This window comes from Photobacterium sp. 1_MG-2023 (assembly GCF_030547945.1).
In the GTDB taxonomy this organism is placed as follows: domain Bacteria; phylum Pseudomonadota; class Gammaproteobacteria; order Enterobacterales; family Vibrionaceae; genus Photobacterium.
In genome coordinates this window covers 271,404-297,289 of the sequence record NZ_JAUORR010000003.1, presented here as the reverse complement: position 1 = coordinate 297,289, position 25,886 = coordinate 271,404, and the positions used below count along the sequence as shown (strand labels likewise).

The 25,886-nt window shown below is 50.3% G+C and carries 34 protein-coding genes; 26 read left to right on the top strand and 8 right to left on the bottom strand.

All coding sequences use genetic code 11. The features are described 5' to 3' along the window. Positions 1 to 75 precede the first annotated feature (75 nt). Positions 76 to 1,476 carry a methyl-accepting chemotaxis protein gene (locus tag Q4579_RS04970; protein WP_303562147.1) on the bottom strand — a complete coding sequence of 467 codons (1,401 nt, stop codon included), beginning with the start codon at positions 1,474 to 1,476 and terminating at the stop codon, positions 76 to 78. 87 nt (positions 1,477 to 1,563) lie between these two features. Between Q4579_RS04970 and yccX the strand changes: the two genes are divergently transcribed. Next, positions 1,564 to 1,836: an acylphosphatase gene (gene yccX / locus Q4579_RS04965; RefSeq protein WP_303562145.1), complete on the top strand. Its 273-nt coding sequence runs from the start codon at positions 1,564 to 1,566 to the stop codon at positions 1,834 to 1,836. Between the two features lie 38 nt (positions 1,837 to 1,874). Here yccX and Q4579_RS04960 read toward each other — a convergent pair whose 3' ends face one another. The 7 genes from Q4579_RS04960 to flgA form a co-directional block, all read right to left on the bottom strand. Continuing rightward, entirely contained in the window at positions 1,875 to 2,204 is a 330-nt protein-coding gene (locus Q4579_RS04960; RefSeq protein WP_303562144.1) for a TusE/DsrC/DsvC family sulfur relay protein, read from the bottom strand. A 127-nt stretch (positions 2,205 to 2,331) separates the two neighbouring features. Continuing rightward, positions 2,332 to 2,994 (bottom strand): Bax inhibitor-1/YccA family protein, encoded by a 663-nt coding sequence (locus Q4579_RS04955; protein WP_303562142.1) that lies wholly within the window; start codon positions 2,992 to 2,994, stop codon positions 2,332 to 2,334. A 228-nt stretch (positions 2,995 to 3,222) separates the two neighbouring features. Next, positions 3,223 to 4,263 (bottom strand): amino acid ABC transporter substrate-binding protein, encoded by a 1,041-nt coding sequence (locus Q4579_RS04950; RefSeq protein WP_303562192.1) that lies wholly within the window; start codon positions 4,261 to 4,263, stop codon positions 3,223 to 3,225. Between the two features lie 270 nt (positions 4,264 to 4,533). Beyond that, positions 4,534 to 5,307 carry a lytic transglycosylase domain-containing protein gene (locus Q4579_RS04945; RefSeq protein ID WP_303562141.1) on the bottom strand — a complete coding sequence of 258 codons (774 nt, stop codon included), beginning with the start codon at positions 5,305 to 5,307 and terminating at the stop codon, positions 4,534 to 4,536. Position 5,308: 1 nt separating this feature from the next. Then, positions 5,309 to 5,740: a flagellar export chaperone FlgN gene (gene flgN, locus Q4579_RS04940; RefSeq protein ID WP_303562139.1), complete on the bottom strand. Its 432-nt coding sequence runs from the start codon at positions 5,738 to 5,740 to the stop codon at positions 5,309 to 5,311. 7 nt (positions 5,741 to 5,747) lie between these two features. Further along, complete coding sequence (gene flgM / locus Q4579_RS04935; RefSeq protein ID WP_303562138.1) at positions 5,748 to 6,029, bottom strand: flagellar biosynthesis anti-sigma factor FlgM; 282 nt, start codon at positions 6,027 to 6,029, stop codon at positions 5,748 to 5,750. Between the two features lie 91 nt (positions 6,030 to 6,120). Further along, the gene (gene flgA / locus Q4579_RS04930) at positions 6,121 to 6,933 is read right to left on the bottom strand and encodes a flagellar basal body P-ring formation chaperone FlgA (protein ID WP_303562137.1); all 813 of its coding nucleotides are present in this window, start codon (positions 6,931 to 6,933) and stop codon (positions 6,121 to 6,123) included. Between the two features lie 75 nt (positions 6,934 to 7,008). Between flgA and flgB the strand changes: the two genes are divergently transcribed. The 25 genes from flgB (at position 7,009) to Q4579_RS04810 (ending at position 25,883) form a co-directional block, all read left to right on the top strand. Further along, positions 7,009 to 7,368, top strand: a complete 360-nt coding sequence (gene flgB / locus Q4579_RS04925; RefSeq protein ID WP_211648050.1) for a flagellar basal body rod protein FlgB — start codon at positions 7,009 to 7,011, stop codon at positions 7,366 to 7,368. Positions 7,369 to 7,373: 5 nt separating this feature from the next. Then, positions 7,374 to 7,808 carry a flagellar basal body rod protein FlgC gene (flgC, locus tag Q4579_RS04920; protein ID WP_303562136.1) on the top strand — a complete coding sequence of 145 codons (435 nt, stop codon included), beginning with the start codon at positions 7,374 to 7,376 and terminating at the stop codon, positions 7,806 to 7,808. Next, entirely contained in the window at positions 7,805 to 8,479 is a 675-nt protein-coding gene (flgD, locus tag Q4579_RS04915) for a flagellar hook assembly protein FlgD (RefSeq protein WP_303562134.1), read from the top strand. Before flgC ends, flgD begins: the two co-directional genes overlap by 4 nt. A gap of 26 nt (positions 8,480 to 8,505) precedes the next feature. Further along, positions 8,506 to 9,693, top strand: coding sequence for a flagellar hook protein FlgE (gene flgE, locus Q4579_RS04910; RefSeq protein WP_303562132.1), 1,188 nt, complete (start codon positions 8,506 to 8,508; stop codon positions 9,691 to 9,693). A gap of 10 nt (positions 9,694 to 9,703) precedes the next feature. Beyond that, positions 9,704 to 10,435 carry a flagellar basal body rod protein FlgF gene (locus Q4579_RS04905; protein ID WP_303562131.1) on the top strand — a complete coding sequence of 244 codons (732 nt, stop codon included), beginning with the start codon at positions 9,704 to 9,706 and terminating at the stop codon, positions 10,433 to 10,435. 17 nt (positions 10,436 to 10,452) lie between these two features. Beyond that, on the top strand, positions 10,453 to 11,238 hold the full coding sequence (flgG, locus tag Q4579_RS04900) for a flagellar basal-body rod protein FlgG (protein WP_211648060.1): 786 nt from the start codon (positions 10,453 to 10,455) through the stop codon (positions 11,236 to 11,238). Between the two features lie 23 nt (positions 11,239 to 11,261). Then, a complete protein-coding gene (flgH, locus tag Q4579_RS04895) occupies positions 11,262 to 11,924 on the top strand; it encodes a flagellar basal body L-ring protein FlgH (RefSeq protein WP_303562128.1) in 663 nt (220 codons plus the stop codon). Continuing rightward, positions 11,924 to 13,045, top strand: a complete 1,122-nt coding sequence (locus tag Q4579_RS04890) for a flagellar basal body P-ring protein FlgI (RefSeq protein ID WP_303562190.1) — start codon at positions 11,924 to 11,926, stop codon at positions 13,043 to 13,045. The genes flgH and Q4579_RS04890 overlap by 1 nt, the downstream gene beginning before the upstream one ends. Positions 13,046 to 13,066: 21 nt before the next feature. Next, positions 13,067 to 13,585 carry a rod-binding protein gene (locus Q4579_RS04885; RefSeq protein WP_303562127.1) on the top strand — a complete coding sequence of 173 codons (519 nt, stop codon included), beginning with the start codon at positions 13,067 to 13,069 and terminating at the stop codon, positions 13,583 to 13,585. Next, positions 13,582 to 14,955, top strand: a complete 1,374-nt coding sequence (gene flgK, locus Q4579_RS04880; RefSeq protein ID WP_303562126.1) for a flagellar hook-associated protein FlgK — start codon at positions 13,582 to 13,584, stop codon at positions 14,953 to 14,955. The genes Q4579_RS04885 and flgK overlap by 4 nt, the downstream gene beginning before the upstream one ends. 10 nt (positions 14,956 to 14,965) lie before the next feature. Next, positions 14,966 to 15,865 (top strand): flagellar hook-associated protein FlgL, encoded by a 900-nt coding sequence (gene flgL, locus Q4579_RS04875; protein WP_303562097.1) that lies wholly within the window; start codon positions 14,966 to 14,968, stop codon positions 15,863 to 15,865. Positions 15,866 to 15,880: 15 nt separating this feature from the next. Continuing rightward, positions 15,881 to 16,918, top strand: coding sequence for a flagellin (locus Q4579_RS04870; protein WP_303562094.1), 1,038 nt, complete (start codon positions 15,881 to 15,883; stop codon positions 16,916 to 16,918). 165 nt (positions 16,919 to 17,083) lie between these two features. Then, complete coding sequence (locus Q4579_RS04865) at positions 17,084 to 17,542, top strand: hypothetical protein (RefSeq protein WP_303562092.1); 459 nt, start codon at positions 17,084 to 17,086, stop codon at positions 17,540 to 17,542. 30 nt (positions 17,543 to 17,572) lie between these two features. Then, positions 17,573 to 17,896 (top strand): lysostaphin resistance A-like protein, encoded by a 324-nt coding sequence (locus Q4579_RS23045; RefSeq protein ID WP_368501957.1) that lies wholly within the window; start codon positions 17,573 to 17,575, stop codon positions 17,894 to 17,896. A gap of 109 nt (positions 17,897 to 18,005) precedes the next feature. Next, on the top strand, positions 18,006 to 18,359 hold the full coding sequence (locus Q4579_RS04860) for a DUF805 domain-containing protein (protein WP_303562090.1): 354 nt from the start codon (positions 18,006 to 18,008) through the stop codon (positions 18,357 to 18,359). A gap of 81 nt (positions 18,360 to 18,440) precedes the next feature. Next, entirely contained in the window at positions 18,441 to 18,995 is a 555-nt protein-coding gene (locus Q4579_RS04855; RefSeq protein ID WP_303562087.1) for a zf-TFIIB domain-containing protein, read from the top strand. A 125-nt stretch (positions 18,996 to 19,120) separates the two neighbouring features. Beyond that, positions 19,121 to 19,690, top strand: a complete 570-nt coding sequence (locus tag Q4579_RS04850; protein WP_303562084.1) for a hypothetical protein — start codon at positions 19,121 to 19,123, stop codon at positions 19,688 to 19,690. Between the two features lie 347 nt (positions 19,691 to 20,037). Beyond that, the gene (locus Q4579_RS04845) at positions 20,038 to 20,640 is read left to right on the top strand and encodes a DUF6624 domain-containing protein (RefSeq protein ID WP_303562081.1); all 603 of its coding nucleotides are present in this window, start codon (positions 20,038 to 20,040) and stop codon (positions 20,638 to 20,640) included. Between the two features lie 165 nt (positions 20,641 to 20,805). Beyond that, positions 20,806 to 21,414 carry an acyloxyacyl hydrolase gene (locus Q4579_RS04840; RefSeq protein WP_303562079.1) on the top strand — a complete coding sequence of 203 codons (609 nt, stop codon included), beginning with the start codon at positions 20,806 to 20,808 and terminating at the stop codon, positions 21,412 to 21,414. Between the two features lie 105 nt (positions 21,415 to 21,519). Further along, entirely contained in the window at positions 21,520 to 21,924 is a 405-nt protein-coding gene (locus Q4579_RS04835; RefSeq protein ID WP_303562076.1) for a DUF1801 domain-containing protein, read from the top strand. A gap of 65 nt (positions 21,925 to 21,989) precedes the next feature. After that, on the top strand, positions 21,990 to 22,409 hold the full coding sequence (locus Q4579_RS04830; protein WP_303562073.1) for a hypothetical protein: 420 nt from the start codon (positions 21,990 to 21,992) through the stop codon (positions 22,407 to 22,409). 74 nt (positions 22,410 to 22,483) lie between these two features. Continuing rightward, the gene (locus tag Q4579_RS04825) at positions 22,484 to 22,933 is read left to right on the top strand and encodes a hypothetical protein (protein WP_303562071.1); all 450 of its coding nucleotides are present in this window, start codon (positions 22,484 to 22,486) and stop codon (positions 22,931 to 22,933) included. Positions 22,934 to 22,943: 10 nt separating this feature from the next. Continuing rightward, on the top strand, positions 22,944 to 23,576 hold the full coding sequence (locus tag Q4579_RS04820) for a hypothetical protein (protein ID WP_303562068.1): 633 nt from the start codon (positions 22,944 to 22,946) through the stop codon (positions 23,574 to 23,576). 54 nt (positions 23,577 to 23,630) lie between these two features. Next, positions 23,631 to 24,926: an RNA polymerase sigma factor gene (locus Q4579_RS04815; protein ID WP_303562065.1), complete on the top strand. Its 1,296-nt coding sequence runs from the start codon at positions 23,631 to 23,633 to the stop codon at positions 24,924 to 24,926. Positions 24,927 to 25,031: 105 nt separating this feature from the next. Further along, on the top strand, positions 25,032 to 25,883 hold the full coding sequence (locus Q4579_RS04810) for a YciI family protein (protein WP_303562063.1): 852 nt from the start codon (positions 25,032 to 25,034) through the stop codon (positions 25,881 to 25,883). Positions 25,884 to 25,886 lie beyond the last annotated feature (3 nt).

Sequence of the window (25,886 nt, the reverse complement as noted above, 5' to 3'; positions counted from 1 at the left end):
ATCAAGGGGAAGCCTGGAAGGGATATCCCTCCCAGATAAAGGGGAGGGAAGACAGGCATTGCGGTTCGTTCTGAATCAGGCTCTGACGCCGTTCATCAGCACTTCGAGCTGCTGTGCCTGCTGGTTCAGGCGTTCAATGTCGGAAGCCGTCTGGCCAATGACGGCTTTGACCTGCCGGGATTGTTCCCGAACCTGTTCTACACTGCTGGCGATGCCATCGGCGACGGTGCCTTGCTGCTCGGCGGCAGCGGCGATCTCGGTGCTGCGGTCCGAGATGTGCTGATTGCGACCAGCAATCTGTGTGATTTGCTGATCCACTGAATCCATCAGGGTTTCACTTTCCCCGGCATTGGTGACCGTACTTTGCATCACGCTCATCAGCGTCTGACTGTTCTTCTGCAGTGACTCAATCATCTGCTGAATTTCAACGGTTGCCGTTTGCGTGCGGCCTGCCAGTGTCCGGACTTCATCTGCAACCACGGCAAATCCGCGGCCTTGTTCACCGGCGCGCGCCGCTTCAATCGCTGCATTCAGCGCCAGCAGGTTGGTTTGCTCTGAAATGGCGTTGATGGTTGTGACGACGGCATCAATCTTCGCGGCATTGCTGTCCAGTTCATTCACCGCTTCAGCAGCCTGATGAATCTCGCGGGTCAGCTGGTTGATCGCCTGTTTCGTATTGCCGACCTGTGAGCGTCCTTGCTCCGTCACTTGCTGTGCTTCTCGGGTCTGTTCAGAGGTATCGTGCGCATGGGCAGCAACCTCGCGGATCGATGAAGCCATTTCTTCGGTTGCGCTGGCCAGAGAATCGAGATGTTCTTGCTGTTCGGTCGACAGATTTTCCGTCTTCATACTGCGCTGACGGAGCTCGCTGCTGATTTGCTGCATGAGTGCGGTGGCTTCCTGCGTTGCCAGAACCAGTTGTTGTTCCCGTTCAGCGACTTTATCAATCGTGATGGCAATCAGGCTGAATTCGTCACGGACCTTGAAAAAATTCAGACGCTGAGTCAGATCGCCATCTGCCAGCGTATTCAGGGCACGGTGGGTGGTGAACATCGCGCCGCCAATGAATGTCATGATGTAATAGACTGCCGCAAATGTGATGATCATGATGCCAGCGGCAAGCGTGAGCTGGAGCCCTGACAGAAAATCAAACAGGCTGGATTGATTCGTCGAAATCAGACTGTAATGCATGCCGGGTACCGGAACTGCATGTTCGCCGCGGCCAATTGCAATCTGGCTTCCTTGTAATAACCCTGCAGCGTCCGACTGAGACGCTTGTTGTTCAGCAAGTAAAGTGGCGGCAGATTCAAGATTGAGGGTGATAAGTGATTGATACTGCTTTTCACCAGCATCAGCTAAAATTGCACTGACAGTGATCATTCCCAAAAGGGGGAGGAGGAACAGTAAATAGAACTTCTCCTGAAGCTTGAGGTGAATGAGGTACTTGTCTATCCATCGAAATGCAACTTCTTTCATTTTCTCTTCCTGAATGAATGAGGTGTTGTAGCGTCAGTGAATACTAATCTTTTTATCTATGAAAACAGACTGATCTTGAGGTGATTTATGTCACAAATTTGTGTCATGGTTCGTGTAACGGGCCATGTTCAGGGGGTTGGATTTCGGTTTCATACCGCACATGAAGGGTTAAGAATTGGTCTGAGCGGATACGCAAAGAATTTACCGGATGGCAGTGTCGAAGTGCTGGCCTGCGGTAAGCCGGAGAAAGTTGAACAATTGGTTCAATGGCTGGAAACCGGGCCCCGTACATCCCGGGTGGACAGCCTGAACCGAGATGATGTTGCCTGGCGGGCTTTAGATGGATTTGAAATTATGTAGCCGGAGTGGTGGATACTCCGGCAGATTATCGAACAGGCTTAAAGGCATTTGGCCGGTTTCGGCAGTCCCGCCAGTTTTGTGGCCTGTTTCGCCGGACCTTTCGGAAAGAGCTTGAACAGGTACTTTGAGCTGCCTTTTTCCTCACCGTACTGTTTTGCCATGGCTTTCACCAGCATCCGAATCGCAGGTGACGTATTAAATTCCAGATAGAATTCACGCACAAAATGGACAACTTCCCAATGGGCGTCTGTCAGCGCGACGCCTTCTTCCTGAGCCAGCAACGGCACCAGTTCGGGCGCCCAGTCGGCCACATTCTTCAAATAACCCTGTGCGTCGGTTTCAATCGTTTTACCGTTCAGTTCAAGCATGGTACTTCTCGCAGTTGTTAACCCGGCAAGGATAGTGATTCCCGGAAAACGGTGCAAGTCTGGCTTGGCTGAAAAACAAAAAAGCGCCCCGAAGGGCGCTTTCGCAAGATGATGATGCGCGACTCAATTAGTCGTCGCTGCCCATCACACCCAGAATTTGCAGCAGGCTGATGAACAGGTTGTAAATCGACACATACAGCGTCACGGTCGCAGAGATGTAGTTGGTTTCACCACCACGAACGATATTCTGCGTGGTCAGCAGAATCGCTGCTGATGAGAACAGCACAAACATCGCACTGATTGCCAGCGACAGCATTGGCAATTTCAGGAAGATGTTTGCAACCATGGCAACGATAATAGCAATGAAACCAGCCAGCAGCATACCGCCCAGGAAGGACAGGTCACGCTTGGTGGTCAGTGCATAAGCTGAACACACCATGAAGGTTAATGCAGTACCACCCAGAGCTGGCAGAATCACTCTGCCCATGCCCGCGCCAATATAAGCATTCAGAATCGGGCCGAGGGTATAACCCATAAAGCCGGTCAGCAGGAAGGTGAACACCAGACCCATGCTGTTATCACGGTTTTTCTCGGTCAGGAACAGCAGACCGTAAAAACCAACCAGCGTAATAATAATGCCAGGATATGGCAGGTTAAATGCCATCGAAACGCCAGCGACCATCGCTGACCACAGCAGTGTCAGAGACAGCAGGAAGTAAGTGTTTCGCAGCACCTTGTTGGTTGACAGTACGCCTTCGTAGCTATTACTACGGACAATACGATCGTTCATAAAATCTTCCCCTTAGGGTTATTGTTGAAATCCAGTATGCCTTATATGGCGACCATTTCGTCAGAAATCAATAGCAAGCGGTTGATTTCTTGAGCCGAAACAGAAGAAAAATATCTTACAGACCATGCAGCTCATGATACTGGAGGACGTGTAAATCCCGAGTACAAAGATGTAACAGTCTGTAACTTTCTTGCCTGTCCGCGCCAGAGTACGAAACTGACATTCATGCTAGCGGATCGGAGGCGCATAGTGCAAGCCGCCTTGTGACCACAGATGATTTTGCGCACGCTGAATGTGCAGGGGCGACTGGACACCCACAGTGCGATCAAAACTTTCGCCATAGTTGCCAACCTGCTTGATGATTTGATATGCCCAGTCCGGATTCAGGCCAAGGCTTTTGCCTTGCGGACCGTCAAGGCCCAGAAAGCGGCGGATTTCTGGGATATCACTATTTTTCATCGTATCAATATTTTCTGACGTGATGCCCAGCTCTTCGGCATTGATCATGGCATTCAGCGTCCATTTCACGATGTTAAACCATTGGTCGTCGCCTTGCCGGACCACAGGGCCGAGGGGTTCTTTTGAAATGATATCAGGCAGAATCACGGCATCTTCTGCATTTTTCAGGCTCAGGCGCAGCCCATAGAGGCCAGACTGATCCGCGGTCAGGACATCGCAGCGGTTTTCTTCAAATCCGACGATGGTTTCTTTGGCCGTATCAAAAGGCACCAGCGTATAAGTGAGCTGATTGAGCTTGAAATAATCCTCCAGATTCAGTTCCGTGGTTGTGCCCGACTGAACACAGATACTGGCGCCGGATAAATCTTTCGCGGTATTGGCATTCAGCGATTTTTTGACCATAAAGCCCTGACCGTCGTAAAAAAGAACCCCGGCAAAATGCAGTTCCAGTGCCGTGTCGCGCTGAAGTGTCCAGGTCGTATTTCGGGAGAGCAGATCAATGTCACCACTTTGCAGCGCTTTAAAGCGTTCTCTGGCATTGAGCGGAATGAATTTGACCTTGGCTTTGTCGCCCAGTGCCGCAGCGGCAACCGCCTGACAGAATTCAACATCCAGCCCGTGCCATTCACCCTTGGCATTTGGCATGGAAAATCCGGGAAGTCCTGTGCTGACACCGCATTCCAGATAGCCTTTTTCTGTGATCTGTGCCAGCGTCGCAGAGAAGCTGATCTGATGACTCAGCCGCTCTCTCAGCGAATTGACTTCATTTTCCAGTTCAGTCACCCGGTTGGCATCCTGACTCAGGCTCATGGTGTCGGGTTGGGTGTCCAGCTGCTGTTCAAGCATCTCCACTTTATTTTCGAGGGCTTTGATCAGCGCTTTATTTTGTGCGTCTTCACGGTCACATCCGGAAAGCAGCAGCAGACAAAAAATTCCAATCAGACCAGCCTGAATCGTCTCTGACATAACGTGTCCTTTTAGATGCACATGGAAAGGGCACTCATTGCGGGGCAAGTAGCGCATTAATAAATATATCAATGTTCAGTATAGGAACCGTTCGCAGATGTGCGAGGATCGCTGTTATAAGGCAATGAGGGGTTGGACTGGCGCCATATTGATGACGTCACGTTTGGCAAAGAGATCCATGAGGATACGGCTTTCCAGATCAGTCGGCGCCTTGGGGAGTGCCAACCAGCGTGCATCTGGCGATAACGGTGGAGGTTGCGTGAGTGTCTTCAAATCGACAACAGAGAGGAGCGCATGGAATTTATGGACATAGTCCTGGGTTTCCCGGGGCAGAACCAGTTGACTGAATTGACGACTGTTCGCCCGTTTCATGGCACGGCTGACCCGGCCTTCCCCGGCATTGTAAGCGGCCAGTGTTAACGATAAATCCTGATCAAATTTCTTGTACAGAAACGAGAGATAAGCCACGGCCGCCTGCGTACTTCTGGCGACATCAAACCTTTCATCGTGATCCTGTTCGACCCGAAGTCCGAAACGTTTCGCGGTGGCCGGGATTAATTGCCAGAGGCCGGCTGCATTGGCATGAGATACCGCATCAACCCGAAAGGTTGATTCAATCATGGGTAAGAGGGCCAGGCTGAGGGGCAGGGATTTCTGCCGGAGCGATGTCTCAATCGCCAGCAGGGTCTCCCGGTTTCTCAGCAAGTGCCGTTCAATCACTTTTTTGTGTGGCAGCAGCCGGTCGACCTGCGCCTGAAGGGCTTCCGCACTGAGCGAGAAAGACGGGTTCGCCGGGTCAGCAGACGCAGTTCCCGGTATCCATAAAAACAGACCTGTCAGACACAACACAGCCATCAGCCGGCTGCGGGTGCCGTGTTGTTTTTTCATCTCAGCTTTGCATTAAGGTTGTGCCGTAATCTGGTTCACCTTTGAGCTGGCGTAAGACTTCGCCATAAGAAGCCGATAAATTGCCATTCACCTGATTGGTTTTCTGGCATGAATGAATCTGGCTTTCCAATTGTTGCCAGCTCTGACGGACCTTCAAATTGAGCGGAGAAGGCAGTCGTTTCAGCAACAACGCCATGCCGCGCTTGTCTCCGGGCAGACCCAGTGACTTCAGTAGATCAGACCTGTGCTTTGCACTTTGCTGGAGTTGAAGCAGTAACGGCTCCTGACGACTGACCAGGTCAGACAGAGAAGAGCCGTCGAATTGCAGATAACTTGCTTGCTGACGCAGCATCAGCTGACCCAGTTGCTGATAAGCGTGAAGATCGCGACGAATCCCCTGAATCAGTGTTTTCACTATCTGCTGTTTACTCATAAAGACCTCAGTTGTGTCCGGTATGGAACTCAAGGATCGCACTGGACAATGTTTCTACGTCCAGTTTCAGATCACCTTTTGCCAGTGCTTGTTTCACGGCAGCAACTTTTTCCATGTCGATCTCCGGCAATTCGGCCAGCTCTTTCTGCGCCTCAGCAATCACTTGGTTACTGGTGCTGATGACAGGTTCAAGGCTTTTCGATTTGCCTGCGGTTTCAAGTTGTGCCGGGCCGGATGGACGCTGAGTGGACGATGCCACCTGAGAATTAAAAACTTTGTCGATTTTCATGAACTTATCCTGCCTGAAATTTTACCGCTGATTTTTGAATGAAGGTCAAATTACTTCCCTGATCAGGAAGGGCGACCGTTTCCGCCGGAAATTAAAAAATTGTTTGGACTTTTCCCCGGTCAACCACGATCACATCAATGACCTTGCCTGAAGTACTATTGCGGACAGAGATCTGCTCACCTTTAACCCCATTTTGCAGGGCTTCGCCTTTCATGCTCGCTTCCATCCCGTTTTTACTTGCAATAATCATGACACTTTCGCCGTCCTCAACCAGCCACAGGGGCTGAAGCTGAAGCGGACTGATGACCTGACCACTGCGGATCCGACGTAGCGTGCGCTGTCCGAGCACCTGTTCCGGACGGGTTGCAAAGGCTTCATCCCGGCTGAGGGTGAGTGTCTGTGTTTTGAGCATGGTTGCCGAGAGTTTTGTATCCCGCCGGATATGGGTGGCTGCCACGATCACAGGAATTCTTAAGCGGACCTGTGCCGTGACATTCAGTTTCCAGGGTTGCGAACCCGACTGACATTCCACCTGACGTCGTAAATAGCCAACCGGCAGGTTTTGCTGATCCGCTGCACTGATATACAAAGCCGTCGGGCAGGCCGGCAAATGGTCTGCCGAGGCAGGAATACTGAGTTCAATTTCAGTTTCATAGTCTGGCCAGCGTTGTCTTTTCGCGTAACTGGCGATTTCCTGTTCGATTTTCGTGTTGACCCACGACGAAAGTTGCTTCGTCTCCAGCGGTGTTCTGTCACTGGCCTGTACCGATGACGTCAACACACTCAGGGTGATCAGGGCGGATATTTTTGCGCTGAAAGCGACATTTCCTGACTTCCGCTTACGGGTTGAAATGCGGAAGTTCCGCTTCCCTTCCTCTTTGTAACTATCTGAAAAATAAAGCATAAAATATTGGCATGTTTCTTGTTTATGAATACAGCGTGACTAACTGCGTAAGCGTGACCGAATTAAGGAACAACAATGGCGATCAGTTTTGAAAATGCGCTCGGTGTTCATCCTGATGCGCTCAATTTCAGGGTACAGCGCAGCAAAGTATTGGCAAGCAACTTAGCAAATGTCGATACCCCTGGGTATTACGCCAGAGACCTGGCTTTTGAAACCGTGATGAAAAACACAAGCTCACGCGTGGATACCCCGCCACCGGAAATGGCTGTGAGTGCGAAATATCGCGTGCCTTATCAGAACAGTCAAACCGGCAATACCGTTGAACTGGGTGTTGAGCAAGCCAAGTTTGCCCAGAACAACATGGATTTTCAAACCAGCCTGACTTTCATGAACATGAAATTCAGCGGGCTGGCAAAAGCAATTGAGGGACGTTAATCACTATGGCTTTTACGGACATCTACTCAATCGCTGGCTCTGCCATGACGGCGCAAACCGTTCGTCTGAACACGGTAGCCAGTAACCTGGCGAATGCAGACGCAGTCGCCAGCAACCCGAACGATACGTACAAAGCACTGAAGCCAGTGTTTGCCACGGTCTACGGCCAGACACAACTTTCGGCTGAGAAAGACGTGTATCCGAATGCAGAAGTGCGCATTGTGGATGTGGTCAAGCACGAAGGCAAAGTCGATAAGCGCTTTGAGCCAAGCAATCCGCTGGCCAATGATGAAGGCTATGTCTTCTATCCGGGCATTGATGTGGTGGCGGAAATGGCAGACATGATGTCAGCCACGCGCAGCTACGAGACCAATGTGGAAGTGCTGGCGAATGTGAAAAGCATGCAGCAGGGCCTCTTGAGGCTGGGAGAAGGACGATGAGTCTAGCACAGTACACCGCGCTGAACGGTGATTCACCGAATACAGCGACGGGCGCGAAGACCGGCGTTCAGGGAAATGCCAACAGCGCTCAGTCGCTGGAAAACGAATTCCTGACTCTGATGGTGGCGCAGATCCAAAACCAGGATCCACTGAACCCGCTGGACGGCACGGAATATGTCGGTCAGCTGGCGCAGTTCTCGCAGGTTCAGAGTACCGAGAACATGGCCAAGATGATGCAAAACAGCATGGTCTTGATGGACAACATGCAGGTGCTGGCAACGGCGGGTCTGGTCGGACAGACCGTGTATGTCGATACCAATGAGATGGCGCTGGACGAAGACAGTGTCCAGAGCGGAAAAATCGAACTGGCGCATGCATCAAATCAGGTCAACCTGATTCTGGAAGATGAATATGGCCGGAAGTCCAAAGTCGCGCTGGGTGCGCATGGTGCTGGCGATTTAGATTTTTCGATTGATGCGGAAGAACTGGGGTTACCGAAAGGGAACTACACCGTATCCGTTGAATTGCAGGAAGGACAGGCTCAGCCAAAAATACTGCTGGCAGGTGAGGTTGAGCAGGTTCGAGTTCCGAGTAACGGGGGTTCTGCCCTGGTGAATGTTGCCGGTGTCGGCAGTGTTCCTTTCTACCAGATTAGCCAGTTCGGCAGCTGATTTTCATACAAGATAACGAGGATAACATGAGTTTTGATATCGCGCTGAGTGGCCTGGGAGCCACCAATACTCAACTGAATACCATCAGTAACAACATTGCGAACGTGTCTACCACGGGCTTCAAACAGTCACGGACTGAATTCGCATCCGTTTACAACGGTTTGCAGGCTGGCGGTGTGGAAGTGGCTTCCATTTCCCAGAACTTCGATAAAAATGGCAACGTGTCCGGCACCGGCCGTTCACTGGATCTGGCGATTGGCGGCAGTGGTTTCTTTGTTACCAAAGATACCTCAGGTCAGGTGGTTTATACCCGTTCTGGTGTTTTCAACACAGATAAAGACAACTTCATCACCAGCAACACCGGGATGAAGCTGCAAGGCTATACCGTAGATGCCAACAACAACCTGCAATCTGGCGCAACAGGCGATCTGCAGATTAAAACCGCTTCTCTGGCGGCGAAAGCGACCGACCGCATTGATTTTGTGGCGAACTTCGACTCCCGCGTGAATACCCCGGCGGTTGCACCGTTCGATATGACGGATCACGACACGTATAACTCGTCTTACACCACCAAGGTGTATGACTCGCTGGGTAACCCGCACACCATGACACAGTACTTCGTGAAAACGGGTGCGAACGCATGGGACATCCATGTGTCTGTGGACGGTGCAGCCCCTGCTGCGACTCAGGCAGCAACATTTAACACCGACGGTACGCTGAACGCACCGGTCGCACCGTTTAACGTGGCATTTAACCCAGCGGGTGCTGACCCGATGAGCGTTGATATCGATCTGCAGGGTACGACGCAGTTCGGTGCAGACTTCGGGACCAGCACGAATAACCCGAACGGGTATTCTTCCGGTGAGCTGACGGGTGTGCGTGTTGAAGATAACGGCATGGTTTACGCCACTTACACCAATGGTCAGTCCCTGCTGCAAGGTCAGGTGATGCTGGCTGATTTCGCAAACCCGCAGGCGCTGGTGAAAGTGAGCAACACCGGTTGGCAGCAAAGCTTCGCGTCTGGTGCACCGATTACTGGTCAGCCTGGCAGCGGTACGCTGGGTGGTCTGACGCCGGGTGCACTGGAAGGTTCGAACGTGGATCTGACCAGTGAGCTGGTGAACCTGATGACAGCACAGCGCAACTATCAGGCGAACGCTAAAACTATCTCGACCACAGAGCAGCTGACTCAGGCGCTGTTCAACGCGATTTAAGGGTTCGTAAATGGATAGTTTGCTTTATACAGCAACCAGTGGGGCCAGCCGGGTACTGAGCGCACAGCAAGTGCGCTCTAACAACCTGTCAAACGCAGACACCACAGGTTTCCGTGCCGACATGGAACGCGCCCGCAGCTACGCCATTGAAGGCCGTGGTTTTGATGGCAGCACCATGGTCGTGACCAACTCGGCTTCCACGCGTTTTGATTCAGGCGACATGGTGAAGACTGGCCGGAAACTGGATATCGCGGTGAACGGCGATGGTTTCCTGACCGTACAGCTACCTGACGGGACCGAAGCATATACCCGTGCCGGTAACATGAAAATCGATCAGGAAGGCAACCTGACCATCAACGGCTTCCCGGTGATGGCAGAAGGCAATCCAATCGTCATTCCGGCTTATCAGAGCATTGATGTGAGTGAAACCGGGATGGTTTCTGTGATCCCACCGGGTGGCGGCGCAGAACTTGAAGTCGGCCAGATCAAACTGGTGAAACCGGAAAACAATACGGTTCAGAAAATCAATAACGGTTTGCTTCAGGCGCGTGACGGTAATGATTTTGCTGCCGATGCGACCGTGAAACTGGCCCCGGAACATCTGGAAGGAAGTAACGTTTCCGCCATTGATGAGCTGGTCAGTGTGATGTCTCTGACACGTAATTTTGAAATGCAGGTGCGGATGATGAAAACCGCAGAAAAACTCGCTCAGGCTGGTAACCGCCTGCTACGCAACGGTTAAGAATAAGGAGAACTCGCATGCACTCTGCATTATGGGTCAGTAAAACAGGTATGGCGGCGCAAGACACCAAGATGACCGCCATTTCGAACAACCTGGCAAACGTAAACACAGTTGGCTTCAAACGCGATCGCGTTGTCTTCGAAGATTTGTTCTACACCATTCAGCGCCAGCCGGGTGCACCGGTGGATCAGGTGAACGAACTGCCGACGGGTGTTCAGCTGGGTAGTGGTGTGCGCGTTGTCGGCACCCAGAAGGTGTTCACACAGGGCAACAACTCGAACACCAATCAGGAACTGGACATGGCCATCATGGGGGGCGGTTTCTTCCAGATCGAAAACTCTGACGGCGAGCTGATGTACAGCCGAAACGGCCAGTTCCACGTGAACTCTGAAGGCCTGATGGTGAACACTCAGGGCCTGCCTCTGGTGCCTCAAATTGAGATCCCGAACAACGCAACCCGCATCAGCATTTCAGTCGACGGTATTGTGTCGGCGCAGGTTGCAGGCGACCCGCAGCCACAAGAACTGGGTCAGATCACTCTGGCGCAGTTTGTGAACCCGGCGGGTCTGGAAGCATTGGGCGGCAACCTGTATCGCCAGACTGAAGCCAGTGGTCAGCCGGATGAACTGGTGCCGGGCCTGGATGGTGCGGGCTCAATCAAGCAGGGCGCACTGGAAGGTTCCAACGTTCAGGTTGTGGAAGAGATGGTCGACATGATCACTACACAGCGCGCTTATGAAATGAACGCCAAAGTCGTTTCTGCTGCCGATGACATGCTGAAGTTCGTCGCACAGTCCGTCTAATGCTTACACCGAAAGGAAATCCTATGAAGTGGCTGATTCCATTTCTCATGGTGTTACTGACAGGGTGCACATTGCGCCCTGAATTCACAACACCGCAACCAGATGATGAAGCCTTTGCGCCACCGGTACTGGATTACTCATTGCCGGATGCAACCGACGGCAGCCTCTACCGAAACAACTATATGATGACGTTGTTTCAGGACCGTCGTGCATATCGGGTCGGTGACATTCTGACGATTGTTCTGGATGAAGAAACCCAGTCGTCGAAAAAGGCAGACACAACATTTTCGAAAGATTCAGAGGTGGGGATCACCGCACCTGTCATTGGGAATTACACCGCCAATAATCTCTCGGCCAGCATTGATGCCAGCCGTGGTTTTGATGGTTCAGCGCAAAGCTCTCAGGGCAACAAGCTGAAGGGCGCGATCACGGTGACCGTGAACGAAGTGCTGCCAAATGGTGTGCTGCGCATTCGCGGTGAAAAATGGCTGCGTCTGAATCAGGGGGATGAGTTCATCCGTTTGTCCGGCATCGTGCGTGTGGATGATATCAACCGGAATAACCAGGTGTCTTCTCAGCGCATTGGTGACGCCCGCATTACTTACTCCGGTCGTGGCGCACTGGCCGACAGCAACTCAGCCGGGTGGCTGACGCAATTCTTCAACAGCCCATGGATGCCATTCTGATGAAATCGCTGAAAACTATTTTACTGTTCACAGCAGTCGCACTCTGGGGGGCGCACTCCCTGACCGCTCAAGCCTCTGGGTCTATGCCAATTATGGATCTGGTTGATGTGCAGGGGATTCGTGGTAATCAGTTGGTTGGTTACGGTCTGGTTGTGGGTCTGGACGGAACAGGTGACCGGAACCAGGTGAAATTCACCAGCCAGTCAGTCACCAATATGCTGCGCCAGTTTGGTGTCCAGATCAGTGAAGGGACAGACCCGAAACTGAAAAACGTTGCGTCCGTCAGTGTAACCGCTTATGTGGATCCGATGGCCGGGAAAGGCCAGGAACTGAACATTGTGGTTTCTTCTCTGGGGGATGCGAAAAGCCTTCGCGGCGGTACTTTGCTGCTGACACCGCTGCGCGGTGTGGATGGTGAGGTTTACGCAGTCGCACAGGGCAACGTGATTGTTGGGGGGGCCAGTGCAGAGGGTCTGAGTGGTTCGAAAGTCACCATTAACACCCCAACCACGGGCCGGATTCCGAACGGCGCAACGCTCGAGCGTGAAATACCGACGGACTTCAACCAAAAGCCGCACATTACGCTGAACCTGCGTACCCCGAGTTTTACGACGGCGAAGAACATTTCCCGTGCAGTCAACAATACCTTTGGCCCGGGTGTCGCAACGGCGATCAACCAAGCCAAGATTGAAGTGCAGGCGCCGTTAGATACTCAGCAGCGCGTGACCTTTATGTCGATGCTGGAAGAACTGGTAGTTGAAGAAGGCCGTCGTCCGGCACGTGTGGTCTTTAATTCCCGCACCGGCACCGTGGTGGTGGGTCAGAATGTGACTGTGAGTGCAGCGGCCGTCAGTCATGGCAGTCTGACCGTGACTATCCGAGAAATGCAGGCGGTGAGTCAGCCGAATGCTTTTGCTGATGGGGAGACCAAAGTGGTGAATAACTCGCTGGTTGATATCAATCAGGACGAAGCACCGATGTATATCTGGCCGGAAGGCACAGAGCTGAGCACCATTGTGGATGCAGTCAACAGTCTGGGTGCAACACCGGATGATCTGATGTCTATTCTGCAGGCATTGCATGAAGCGGGTGCGCTGAATGCGGAGCTGGTGGTTATTTAATCTGGCGGGGAAGGAGTCACCATGAAAATTGATGGTCAGGCCAATGTCATGCTCTATCACGACAATAGTGCCGTGAATAACCTGAAATATCAGGCGGATAAAAAGCAGGCACTGCAGGAAGTCGCTGGGCAGTTTGAAGCCATGTTCCTGCAAATGGTGCTGCGCCAGATGCGGAGCAGCAGCGATGTGCTGGCCTCGGAGGACAGCCCGTTTTCCAGTAAAGAGCAGGGCGTGTTCCGTGATTTTTACGACGGTCAGCTGGCAATGAATATGGCAAAAAGCCAGAGCGCCGGGATTGCCGACATGCTGATCAAGCAACTGAGCCCGGCTACGCCGGGCGCAGAGAGGAACAGCGATCACATTGCTGCAAATCATGCGGCGTATGAGCCGATTGGTAAATTTAACGCCCAGTCTGGCCAGGCCGCCTTAAATCATGAGCAGACCAAGACTGGCAATTCAACTTCTGCCATCAGCAGTATGGCATTTCAGCAGCCGTTAATTTCTAAGATTGATGCGAAAATGGAGCGCGGATCTGAATGAGTATTATCAATATTGCATTAACCGGTTTGAATGCAAACCGTGCAGGTCTTGACGTTACCGCGCAAAACGTTGCTAACGTCAATACACCGGGATACAGCCGCCAGCAGGCGATGTATGCCGCGCTTGGTCCAAGCGCTAAATTGGGCAACTCCGCGGGTAATGGTGTTGAAGTCACCAGTATCCGTCGTGTGTCTGATGAATATGTTGTGAAACAAACCTGGGCGACCCAAAGCCAGGCGTCTTATTCATCCCGTTATCTCAGCAATATGTCTCAGCTGGAAAGCGTGATGGGTGCGGACAGCTTCAATATTTCCATGGGGCTGGATAACTTGTACGCGGCACTGAACGATGCCTCGGTCAAGCCAGAATCGGCCCCGCTGCGTCAGCAGATTATCAGTGAAGCCGATGCCCTGACCCGACGTTTCAACACCTTGTCGGAGTCATATTACTCTCAGCATAAAGACCTGAGTGATCAGCGTTCGGCTGCAGTCGCACTGAGCAACAGCCTGTTGCAGAACATCGCAGATGTGAATGACCGCATCGTCGAAATGAGTGCGACCAGCGGCAACCCGTCTCATCTTCTGGATGAACGTGATGCGTTGGTAGGCCAGTTGTCGGAACTGATGTCGATTAAAAGCAACAAGCAGCCGGATGGCAGTTTACAGGTGACACTGGCATCCGGTCAGCCACTGGTGCTGGGCGATCAGGCGGCGCAGCTGAAAGCAGTGCCGGATCCGGCGGATCCGTATCTGGCAGACATGGAGATTGATTTCGTTGGCCAGCGTTTCCCGATTAAAGGGGATATTGGTGGTGAACTGGGCGCAATTTCTGACTATCAGGTCGATACATTACTGCCTTTCCGCCAGACGTTGGATGAAATGGCAGTTGCCATGGCAGATGCTTTCAACAATACCTTGGCAACAGGTCAGGATCTGAACGGAAATCCGGGTCAGCCGCTGTTTGCTTATGATCCGGCCAGTCCGTCTTCCAGCCTGAAAATTAACCCGCTGAAAGCCGATGATCTGGCATTTTCATCCGATGGCACGCCTGGTAACAGTGATGTGCTGACGAGCTTGATTGGCTTGAGTAACCAGACTTTTGCCATTACGGGTTACGGCAATGTGTCGGTCAGCGATGCATTCACATCGATGGTTGGCGATACCGCAATTAAAGCGCGTCAGGTGACCTCGGACTCGAATGCGGCCGATAAACTGAATTCTGAAGCCATTGCGGTGAAAGAAAACCTGAGCTCAGTCAACAGTGATGAGGAAGCGGCCAATCTGATGGTGTTTGCGAACGCCTATCAGGCAAACATGAAAGTGATTAGCACTGCGAACAATCTGTTCGATACCGTGCTTGCAATGTTTTAAGGGGTGACAAATGCGTATCAGTGACACTCAATTCAGCCAGATGATGCTTGCCAGCCTGCAAAACAATAATGTGGGTCTGGGTCAGGTGATGCAGCAGATGTCGACGGGCGACCGTTTGACCAAGTTGTCGGATGATCCGATCGACTCAATCAAAATGCTCAACCTGAATCGTGAAGGTAGCGCATTGCTTCAGTATCAGGACAACATTGCGAACGTGAGAACAACGTTGTCAAGTCAGGAAGCCTATTTAAATACGGCCAGCGAGAGTTTACGTAGTTTACGTGATCTTGTGCTATGGGGTTCGAACGGCACCATGACAACGGAAGATCGTCAGGGCATCATCTCGGAGATGGAGAGCCTGAAAGACGGCATGATGGCAGTCTTCAACGCTCAGGACGAAGAAGGCATTTATCTGTTTTCCGGTACCATGACCGGGACACAATCGCTGACGGATACAGGTGCCGGGTATACCCTGAACGGCAATGCGGACAAACGTCTGGTGACCGTGGCCAAAGGGGTCACCATGGAGTCCAACGTGACGGCGCAGGATCTGCTGAACCTGGGTGGCGGCGCCACGGTTTTCCAGAAAATTGATGACCTGATCGCTGAGTTTCAGGCGCCGACAGCAAACTTCAGAACTGAAGTGGCTGACACGCTGGATGCCATTGATGATACCTACGGCAACGTTTTGGGCGCACTGACAGACATGGGTGGTCGTCATAATAACCTGGAACTGATGGCTGAAGGTCATGTGGACAACAAGCTGTTTGTCGACAAAGTTGAAGGGGACCTGAAGAACCTGGATTATGCAGAAGCTTCGGTTCGATTGAGCAACTATCTTGCAGCACTTCAGGCCTCTCAGGCCAGTTTTACCAAGATTAACGATCTGTCATTGTTCGATCGCTTATAAGGAAGAGAGAACACTATGGTGAACTCGACTGCAGAGATCCGGCAACAGTCGGTATCTCTGCTGAAAAATGACAAGGCAACAATTACTCCACCGGCGCAAGCCGGTGGCTCTGTTTCCGCACTGAAGGAAACGCAAACGGTCAGTCGTCCTGCAGTGGTGCAGGGGGGTTACACAGCTGCCAGTGAACTGTTTTCACAGGGTCAGGAGCAAGTCACTCGGGGTCAGATTGCGTATCAGAGCCTGGTGTCGGTGGGACGTGACCTGCAGGGCATGAAGAAAATTCTGACTCAGATGCTGGGCAGTTCGACCGCGATTACTCAGGGCAGAATTGATCAGCTGCAACGGCATCACAACCATGTGAATCAAGCCTTGAACGCAGGCCGTTTCGACGGTGATCGGGTGCTGAACAGCCAGCTGGAGTTTCAGTCGAAAGGGGAGCCAAAACAGGACTTCACGGTCAATGGGCTGAATCTGGTTCGTCAGCGCCAGCAAAGCGAGCAACTGCAATTGACGATTCAGGATCGCGGTACCGTGCTGTTGTCACTGGATGCGACCAAAACAGACCGTCAACTGACGCAGCACATCGATCGTGCTGTGATCCCGCTGGGTCTGCGCGCCGCGTCAAATGAAAACGGCGACATGGTTTTCTCTGCGGGTCATGCTGATTTTCAGGCCATGGGTCAGCATGTCACCATCAGCGGGCAAGGGCACCGCTATCCGGCAGGCCAGCCCAACCGGATTAAACTGCAGCCTGAGCCGCAGGGGATTGAGCAGATGACCCTGAAGCTGGCGGATGGCGAACAAATCCGTCATACCATGCGTCAGGTGAATCAGGGGCTGCAACAGGTTTCGAAAGGGTTGGATCAGCTTCGTGCTTTCCAGAGCAATCTGGATAGCCAAATCGGAAAAGCCATGTCGGCACAATCCTCAGAACAGATTGATGAGAAGCTTCAGAGCATGCGGAATCATCAGTCTTTTGCAGCGACTTTTCAGGTCGTGACGGCGCAGGCGAATGTCCACCGCCATACAGCGGTGGCACTGCTGAAATCATAAATCTGTCGGCTTACATTTCTCTGATTTCAACAATGAACGGTCTGCATATGCAGGCCGTTTTTTTCTGTTTTTTAATAAGATTGATTCATCTGGCCGTTCATTCTTGATGAGATTTGAACGAAAGAGTTGTCTTTCTGTGAGAATGAATGAGCCTGGGGCCTGTATATGAAGAAAAAATATGACCTGACCAGTTTTTTTGGGGCCCTGTTTATTTCAATAAGCCTGATTTCTGTCAACATGATTTTATCTGTGATCTTGATGGCTATCGGGATGGATATTGACAATGACACAGATTTTTTTATCGCCATGAATACATTGATTTCAGGATTTCTGGTGATCACGGGGATTGTTTTGCTCAACAAATTGTCATGGTCAAAACTGTTTCATGACAGCCCTAATTCAGTGAAAGCAACAATGGCTTTACTGTCCGTGCCGGTGATGTTGGTTGTTGCGGGCACTATAGTTTGGATCCAATTTCTGAGTCAATTCCTGTTCTATGACCTGGTGCCAGGAGAACCTGATCTGGCGTTTAACGCAAAACAGATGCGTGACGGTTTGGTTCTGTGGTGGCGGTGTGTCTCGTTGCACCCTTGGAAGAAATTATTTTCAGGGGGATCATCCTGAAGGTTTTTTAAAACATTACTCTGAAGGTGTATCGATTATGCTGTCCGCGATGATTTTGCAGCAGTCCATCTGAATATATTTCAAATCCCTGTGGCTTATATTCTAGGGACATTCATGGGCTGGGTGTTCGTGAAAAGTCGCTCACTCTGGCCGTGTCTCCTGATGCATGCTGGATATAACGCACTCGCCTTGTGGATGTGGCAACTCTATGAATATGATCCGAGTAGTGTCGCTGATGGAATCTCCTTGGGTCAGACTCAATTGATGCTTTTGAGTGTCGGCATCATGCTGACAATCAGTGGATTTTATCTCCTTAAGAAATTGTTAATAAAGCCTGCTGCCTGTCGCCTATAAGACAGTATGTATGGTGTTTGATTGCACAGCCCTGTGCTCTGAATCGTAAATCAAATCTTATACATCACTCACAATTGTAATGACACAATAAAAGAAAAGGCAAGTTGGCATGAAAAACTATATGAAAGCAATTGAAAATTATGTAAATTTCACTGGCAGAGCGCGTCGCGAAGAATATTGGTTATTCTGGCTGGCCAATTTTGTGATTCAAGTGATTCTGATGACAATTGATGCCTCGGTTGGTACAGGTCAGGCATTGTTTATGCTTTATTCTCTCTTTATTTTCTTGCCTTCGTTAGCCGTGACCGTTCGCCGTTTACATGACAGTAACCGTAGTGGCTGGTGGGTCCTGATTGCATTTATCCCCGTGGTTGGTTTGATTGCTGGCATCTATTTCATGGTTGTAGACAGTACACCGGGAGACAATGATTTCGGTCCGAATCCGAAAGGTATTACCGCCTAATCCAGTTACTTTGAGATAAAACTGCTGCATTGCATTCAGACTGGCAGCAGTTTTGTTTGATCGCATCGTGAAGGAAATGTAATGAAATGTACAAGCTGTAAGCAAGGTCATTTAACCCCAAGCTTTATTGAAGGGCAGTTCAGAGCCCATACCTGTTCTTCATGCGAGGGGAACTGGATTCTGATTGAAGACTTCGTGGCCTGGAAAGACAGAAATCCGGACTATCAGTTTTCGGAACAAATCGATTTCGAGCAGGAATCTCAGGATACGAAGAAAGCGTTGCTATGTCCGGTTACTGGCACCATCATGAACAAATTCCGTATTTCGGCACAAAACGACCATCGCGTTGATTACAGTGCTGCCGTCGGCGGCCTCTGGCTTGACCGTGGCGAATGGGAACTGTTGAAAAGTGAAGGTCTGGCAGGCACCCTGAATGCCGTTGTCACCAAACATTGGCAGCATCAGATCCGCGAGCAAAGCACGCAGCATAACTTTCGTGATATCTATCAGGACAAATTCGGAGCGGAGAATTACGCTAAAGTGAAAGCTTTCCGAGAGTGGCTGCAATCTCAGCCGCAAAAAGCCGATTTGCGTGCATACCTGCTGGCCGAAGATCCGTATTCAGCGGAAAAATAACGGTCGTAAAATAGCCAAAAAAAGTGAGTGATTCATGCTCACTTTTTTATTTGATTGAATCAGACTTAGGGTGTACAGGAAGTTTGTCATGGCATGATCAATGAAGGACGCCCGAAGGATAATGAATGAATATTAGATTGAAATCCATATTATTTGGTGTTGGTTTCTCTTTGTTGTTTTTTGTATTTAGAGAGGTTGTATATTTTTGGGATGTTCCAATGTCAACTGTCACCGATGCAATCAAAGAATCATCATTTTTTGATCGGATCTCTGGCCGTTATGATGATTGGATTATATGGGTTATCCTTGATGCGCTTGTGAAGTATACCCTGACGACTCTCTTTTTAATGATTGCGCTTCCATTGTTTTGCTATGCAGTTTGGCAAGCCAAGATTCCTGAAAATAATTATGTGATTATTTTTAAATCAATTGTCGTTTGTAGCATCTTATATCTGGTTTTTAACTACATAGATAACCAAGCGTACCTGAAAGATATGTACTTCCTGTATTGGATAGAGTCCAATTTCATAAAAAATATAGTCATTTGTTATATTTTATTTGAATTAACGGATCTGTTTTTTGTTTTTTTCTCATGGATTGGTCTGACTGTGTTGCATTTTCTTCATGCCAAGTCAAAAGGGAGTGCCTCTGATTCAGTTGTGCCCAGCGTTGAAGTGTTGAAGACGGGAGAATGAAGAATATCCCCCAGATATCCGTGTGACTGGCGGAGCGACTGAAATTCGAAACTTCAGAAGGGCATCCGAGACGGAGGTGTCCTTCTTCATCAGATTTGGTCAGCTAAGATCAACCACTCACAGTATTTCAACTGTCACCTGGCCTTTCGATACGGGGCAGCTTCCTTCTCATATTGGACTTTGCGCCAAACCACACATATGCAAATGGATTCTCATTGTTTCGTGAAACTTGATCCGCAGCCGCTTATCATACCGTTTCGATGATTCCCTGCGTGGCTTGACTGCCATGGGCGGTAGCCTGCCTGTTGAATCCTAATGACGCATGAAATGCAAAAGGTCTTCTGACAATGAAAAGTCTTTACTTCCTTATTCTGGCCTCCTTTTCAACCGTTGCTGAAGTCAACCTACAATTACAGTCTCAATTATCAGAGATGGCTGCAGTTGATCAGGAAATCCGCCGGGTGCTTGGTCAGTCAGGCCGGCATCAAGCGCCTGAAGAATTACGCGCGCAAGTATCGAAGATAGATGAAGTGAATACATCGAAACTGAAAAAAATGCTTGAAGGTCGTTCCTGGTTTACTGCCCCAGAGGTGGGTACGGAAGGCATTCGTTCCGCTTTTTTGATCATCCAACATTCGCCGGATTTAGAGTTTCAAGTAAAAATGCTCCCGAAGCTCAGGCAATCTTATCTGAATGGTGAAGGGATCACCGGACAGCAACTTGCATTGATCACCGATCGAGTGCTTCTCGCGAAAGACAACAAACAAATCTATGGCACTCAGGCTCGCTTTGATGAAGGCATCATCGTGATTGAACCTATTGAAAATCCAGCAACAGTGAATGAGAGAAGAGCAGAAATGGGCATGCCGCCTTTGGAGGATTATTTTAAACTTTTGGAAGAGATGTATGGCATCAAGGATCATCCTGAAATTAAGATGAATGTGTATTGACATCGTATTGTAAAAAATCATCGAATATTTCCGCAATCTGCCATTAGGATGGCAAGAAACAAGCGTCATAATGTTAGTGAGCCGCCGACTATCCTGTATGAAGCGCAGCAGGTTTTGCCTGCGGTTTCGCTTCACCCAATTGTTGAGGCAGGGGGAAAGTTGATCGTGACAGCAGCATTAAATCTCATGCATTGGCGGACGCGGGACTCTGAACTCAGTGTTGCTGCTGTGTGGGGGCGTTTGCTGCTCATTTTCTGCGGTTTTTGCCTGTCGCCTCTGAGTGCAGCAGAAATACTGAACTTAGAGAGCCTCAGCATTCGTGCCCGAATTTCTGAACAGACGCTGCTCGGCGAGGATGCGCCCGAGAATTTTGAGGAATATTCAGTGGCGGCGAACTATGGGTTTCCCTGGCAGCCTTATGTTTCGACAAGGTGGGCCGTGCGGACTCGTTTGATGGTCAGTGGCGGCCTATTGCGAGGGGCGGGGGAAAGTGCACTGGTGATTTCTGCCATACCCGAAGTCACACTGGGGACTGAAGACAGTCGGTTCTTACTGGATTTAGGTGCCGGCGGCGCCTTATTCAGCCGACATCGGTTTGGTGTGCAGGATTTCGGGGGACCTTTTCAGTTTGCGCTGACTTTCGGTGTGTCTGTCCCTGTGTATGAATCGCTTGGCGTCGGCTACCGTTTTCTTCATTATTCAGATGCTGGCCTGAATGGGTCTGATACAACAGGGGCAGATTTTCACATGATTGAGTTCAGTTACCGGTTTTGATTCTTTCAATACGCTGGATAGCGTTGAAACAATCTGAGGAAAAGTTACTTTTTAGAGGGCTTGTGCTCATGTGCGCTGCCACACTGACAGACAAAGGAGTGCTCGATGGATAGCATTGTTTCTCAGCGTTTTGATGATTATCCGCAGGATGTCCGGTTAAAACTGGTTGAAATCAGAACGCTGATTTTTAAGATTGCGGATGACTTACAACTGGGGGATATCACTGAATCGCTGAAGTGGGGTGAGCCCAGTTATCACGTTCAGTCCGGGAGTCCGATTCGCATGGACTGGAAGCGCAAATCTCCAGATTATTTTTACCTGTTTTTTAACTGCAATACCAAGCTCGTGGATACGTTCCGGGAGATTTACGGTGATGTGCTCACTTTTCAGGGCAACCGCGCGATTGTATTGAATCGCGGTGAAGCCATACCGGAGCCGGTTATTTTGCATTGTCTTACCCTGGGCATGACTTATCAGAAGGTGAAGCACCTGCCTTTGCTGGGTGCTTGATCAGGAGACTGGAGATGATCGGCCATGTTCGCGTATGCCATTCATTCGGTGAGTGAGATGGGGCAATGAAGTTGTCGCCAGCTGAGCTGAAACACAGAAGTGCTGTGTGGGTTGCATTTTCTCATTTGTTTTTAGATGCGGATGCCGCAGAGAATTACCCATGGATTGTTCGGACCTGTGTTGCGTCTCCTTATTCTGTCGCAACCCTGAAAGCGATTTTATTTGATGAGGTTTCCCCGGCGCTGTATCAAAACGTATTGAGCGTCGCGGGCGAGTGGGCCGGATTTGATGAAAACTGGCTTGTGGCAAGAATTGTCCAAATCAAGTCGGCACCTTATGCTTCGGTCTGCCGAATTCTGAATCTCAGGTTGCAATGGTTTCATCGATCTTATCTCCGAAAACATTGGCATGAAATTGAAATCAGAATCCTGCGTGAAACTTCGCATTCAAATGCCAGTGTGAGCGGGAGAGGGAAACAACAGTGAGATACTTCTTTATCAGCGTACTTTGTCTCGTATCATTCGGATGCTCAAGTATCCCGTTCAGCACAATGCTGGCGTTGCGTTCTTTTGATCAAGCGGACTTTCTGAACCTTCAACCCGCACAGTTGAAGACGAAAGTTCTGATTCATGAGCCCGTGAAAATTGATGTGCAAAGTATCCGGCTCACCTTGGACGCTGAAACGAATCACGGCATCAGGCAATATCGTTTTCCTCTGGTTTTGATCTCAGAACAGACGATTGCTCCGCAGAATGGTCTTTTTTTGAAGGCACCAGCGCAGACCGCATACACATTCAAGATGGCTGAGGAAGCAAGGCTCAGTTTCGGGGAAGTGCAGGCTGCTTTGCAGAGGCAAAACCCGCACCGGTTTGAATTTTCTGTTGATGCCGATTTCGAACCGATACCGGAATCCATTGAAACGGCAACCCTCTCTGTGCTGCTGAAACTATCTGATGAGAAGGATTACCTCACTCTGGTTGAAGATGCAGTACTCAATATAAAAGGATAATTGATTCAGCATGAAGTGGTGTTTGTTCCTAATTTTATCTTTAACGAGTTGCCTGACTGTTGCGATGGACATAAATAAGAATGAGACGAACCAATCTATTTTAGAAGCAATTCAGGTGCATGTCTGGGGAGGATTTGATACCCCAGATGATGTTCAAAGTATTATTTCTGATTTATTGGAAGAAGGCGCAGATGAGAATATGCTGCGTGATTCCGTCGGGACTGAGTTCAGCAAAAAGTTAGCTGCTGAGCCGTCCTGGCCAGAGGTAACTGATGTTGACCGACTCAAAAGTGTCTTTCAGGATTTAAAGAAGAGAGGTGTTCTGTGTTTGCACAACGCAGGATATACCCAGTCGGATGGTCATGAAGATGCGCAAGATGCAATCAATGCGTATCCGAAAGGTACATTCTTTGGCTATTGTTTTTATCACGGTCAGGATGTAGAAAGTGCTTTGAATGGTCGCGGTTTGTTCCTTGCCTATGCGCATTTAAATTGGACCGGCCCTGAAATGCTCAACGTTGGACAAATGATACAGCAAGCGCTTGAGCGGGCTGGGTTTGTGGTGGACTGGAATGGGTCGGCTGAGCAGAGGATTCACATCCCCGAGTTGAAATGGCAACATCGTTCTCATCGTTCGAGATAAGGTTGCTTAGATGGCCGGGCTGGTCAACTGATCGATGACAACATAGGGAACGATATGACAGCACCTGTGGCAAAGCATGTTGTACAAGCCAGAATTGATGAGGTGTACCGGCAGGAGGCCCGGAAAATCTATGCCAGCCTGATTCGCTTGCTGGGGGATTTTGATCTGGCTGAAGAAGCGCTTCATGATGCGTTCAGTAACGCACTTGCTCAGTGGCCGCAGGAAGGGATACCTGAAAATCCAAGTGCCTGGCTCATTTCGGTTGGGCGTTTCAAAGTCATTGATCAATTGCGCAGACATAAACGTCAGAGCGAGATTCTTTCCCAATTGCTGGATTCTCCCGTTGAAACGCCCCTGTTTCAGCACAATCGTGCAGCGGCTTTTGAGTTCAGTGATGAAGTGATCGAAGACGATCAGCTTCGCCTGATTTTTACCTGTTGCCACCCGGCGATGGATGCCAAAGTGCAGGTCGCACTGACGCTCAGGGAAGTCTGCGGTCTGACGACAGAAGAAATCGCCAGCGCTTTTCTGGTGTCACCTTCCACCATGGCGCAGCGCATTGTTCGCGGGAAAGCGAAGATCCGGGAAGCTAATATTCCATTTCAGATTCCTGGCGAGGCAGAGTTACCCGACAGAATTGAATCCGTTCTGTCGGTGATTTATCTGGTTTATAACGAAGGCTATTCAGCATCCGCGGGAGCGCAGGTGACGCGTGCTGAACTGACCGCAGAAGCGATTCGACTAGCGCGCTTGGTCTTGTCTTTACTGCCAGATGCGGAAGTGACGGGATTGCTTGCGCTGATGCTGCTGACTGAATCCCGCCGGGCAGCCAGAACGGATTCACAGGGCGATATTGTGTTACTTGAAGACCAGAACCGGCGTTTGTGGGATCAAGCACTGATACAGGAAGGTTCCGCTTTGGTTCAGAGCGCGCTGGAGAGCAGAGATTTCGGATATTACACCCTGCAGGCTGGCATTGCGTCGGTCCATGCCCGGGCGGCAGACAGTGCCCACACAGACTGGCACCAAATTGTGTCTCTGTATGCTTTGCTCTTACAGGTCGCGCCTTCGCCGGTGATTGAATTGAATCAGGCGGTGGCGATTGCAATGCGGGACGGTCCGCAGGCTGGTTTAGCTATCGTTGAAGCGCTGCTTCAGCAAAAAGTGCTGCAGCAATATCACCTGACGTATGCGACCTATGGTGAGCTTCTCAGCCGCACTGGCCGGGTAGACGAGGCGATCACGCAATTTGAGCATGCATTAACTCTGACTCAGCAAGTCCCAGAGCAGCGGATCCTGAGGAGCAAGCTAGCCCATTTATCTGACCTTTCACACAATCCCAAAAAATAATTTTTTTTCCGACGCTTGTCGATCGCACCGGATCTCACTCGACTATTGTGTAGAGAGCTGAAAAGAGCCGCTCTTGAATTCATCTGAATCTTATGGAGATGCACAATGAAAGTCATGGTAATCGTCAAAGCAAGCGACAGCTCAGAAGCCGGTCAAATGCCTGATCAGGCATTATTAACCGCAATGGGCGAGTTCAATGAATCGCTGGTCCAAGCCGGAATTATGACGTCTGGAGATGGCCTGAAACCCAGCCGTGAAGGTGTACGCGTCCGATTCAACGGCAGTGAGCGGACGGTGACCAAAGGTCCGTTTGCAGAAACCAATGAGCTGGTTGCGGGCTATTGGGTGTGGCAGGTGAACTCGATGGAAGAAGCCATTGAGTGGGTCAAGAAATGTCCGAACCCGATGACAGAAGCATCGGATATTGAAATTCGTCCATTTTACGAAATGGAAGATTTTGCAGATATCGATCGTGATGGTTCGGTCCGTGAGCAGGAAGACCAGCTGCGGCAAACCATCGCCTTGCAGCAAGCGCAGTCGAATTGTTATCTGTTTTTCAATGGTCGTTGTGATGAAGCGCTTGCGTATTATCAGGAACATTTAGGTGCCCGCATTCATTTGAAATTCCGGTTCAATGAAAGTCCGGATCCTGTTCCTGAAGGGATGCTGCCGCCGGGTTTTGAAAATAAAGTCATGCACTGCGAATTTACAATCGGGAAGATGAGAATCTTCGCCTCGGATGGCTGTGGGGATGAGGGGCCTTTTACCGGGTTTAATCTGACCCTGACGATAGATTCTGAAGCAGAAGCGCGACGTGTTTTTGATGCACTGGCCGATGGCGGTTCTGTGCGGATGCCACTGGATAAAACATTCTGGTCACCCTTGTATGGTCAGGTGACCGATAAGTTCGGCATGGGTTGGATGGTGATGTTGCCGGGCGAAGACGGGCAGCAGTAATCA